This window comes from Agromyces humi (genome assembly GCF_009720255.1).
In the GTDB taxonomy this organism is placed as follows: Bacteria; Actinomycetota; Actinomycetes; order Actinomycetales; family Microbacteriaceae; genus Agromyces; species Agromyces humi.
The window spans coordinates 1-1755 of the sequence record NZ_WJSP02000574.1 but is presented as its reverse complement, the minus strand read 5'-3'; the positions used below and the strand labels follow the sequence as shown (position 1 = coordinate 1755).

At 72.8% G+C, this 1755-nt stretch carries 1 protein-coding gene; it reads right to left on the bottom strand.

What is annotated here, in order from left to right; translation table 11 throughout:
• Positions 1-1755 (bottom strand): hypothetical protein (locus GH736_RS22415; protein ID WP_203230916.1); only part of this gene is annotated, 1755 nt, incomplete at both ends.

Genomic DNA, 1755 nt, shown 5'->3' with positions numbered 1-1755 from the left:
GACCGCACGCACAGGGCGGGGTTCCGAGGGCGCTCGCGGTGAGGCCGGTGGCGGGTGCGGCGCCGGCGATCCCGGCGGAGGCGCCCGCCATCGCGGCGGAGACCCGGTCGTTGGTCTTCTCCTCGCCGTCGACCATGACCCACTCGTCGGGGGTCGCCTCGGGGTTCGCGCCGACGGTCGTGGCGTGCACCTTGGCGCGGTACTTGTGCCCGTTGAAGGTCACGTACGAGTTCGCGTCGTCCATGTCGTAGGAGGTCGCGGGGTTCCACGCGGCATAGGTGCGGGTGCTCGTGGTGCCGCCGAGTGCGTCCTTGTAGCCGCCGTCGCCCTTGGCGATCTCGTCGGCCTCGTCGGTGTTGTCCTTGGCGGTGGGCGCGGCATCCGTCTCGCCCTGCCACTGGCCGTCGGTGCCCGGCGTACTGGTCGCGTGCTCGACCGTGGCCGCCCAGCGCTTGCCGCCGTAGGTGACGACGTCGCCCTTGCGGTAGAAGAGGTTCACGTCGCCCGCGGTGGCCGCCGAGAACTCCCCGCGGAACGGTCCGCCGTCGGCCTGGTGGTAGGTGCCCGACTGCTGCGTGCCGATCGCCCAGATCGAGAGCGAGATCGCGAGACCCACCGCGCCGCCGGCGATGCTCACTGCGATCGAGCTGACGTCCTTGATCGACAGGGCGAACACCTCGACGTCGTCGTTGGCCTTCACGGTGGCGCCCGAGCCGATCGAGGCCTGCACGCTGGTGTCGGCGATGCCGATGTCGATGCCGCCCGCGACGCCGACGAAGCCGCCGGCCGCGCCGCCCGCGATGGTGAGGGACTTGAAGCGGTCGACCGCCGAGACGTTGACGCTCTGCGAGGCGGATGCCCCGGCCGCGAGGTTCACCTGCGAGCCGCCGCCGATGGACGCCTTCACGACGACATGGAGGAGGGTGACCGCGATGCCGCCGGCGACGCCGACGAAGCCGCCGCCGATGGCGGGCACGAGCCCGAAGATGTCCTCGGAGGAGTAGGCCTGCACGGCGACGCCGTGGAACGGGTTGCCGGCGCCGTAGCGGCCGAAGCCGTTGCCGACGATGGTGCCGCTGTAGACGTCGGGGAGCCCGGTGCCGGTGGCGAGGGCGTCGACGACCGATCCGGCGCCGAGGAACGCCTGCGTGTTCTTGTCCAGGAGCGCGATGCCGACCGCGGCACCGACGCCGACGAGGCCACCGGCGAGCGCGGCGGTGATGAGGATGGCCTTGCTGTCGTCGCCCGCGAGCACGAGCACGTTGTTGCCGGCCTTCAGCGTGGCGCCGCCGGTGGTGCAGGGGGTGCCGTCGCCGGCCGGGTCGCCGGTGCAGGCGAAGGTGCGGGTGTTGAGGATCGTCACGGCGAGCGTCGCGGCGACGCCGACGGTGCCGCCGCCCGCGCCGACCACGACGGAGACGACCGCGTCGGTGGCCGTGGCGATGATCGCGATGTCGTTCCGGGCCCGCACGATCGCGCCGCTTCCGACGTGCGCCCGCGTGTTCAGGTTGACGACCCGCACGCCGATCGGGATCGCGACGCCGGCGGAGCCGGCGATCGAGAGGGCGCCGGCGATGCCGAGGTGGTAGAACTGGGCGGCCGCGGCGACCCGCACCGACTGGGCCGCGTTCGAGCCGACGGCCACGTCGGTGCAGCCGGCGTCGCAGTTGACCTTGGCGTTCGCGCCGATCCAGGCGTAGGTGTGGATGTCGTCGACGTTGACCGCGCCGGCCAGGTTCACGGCGGCGGTGCCGG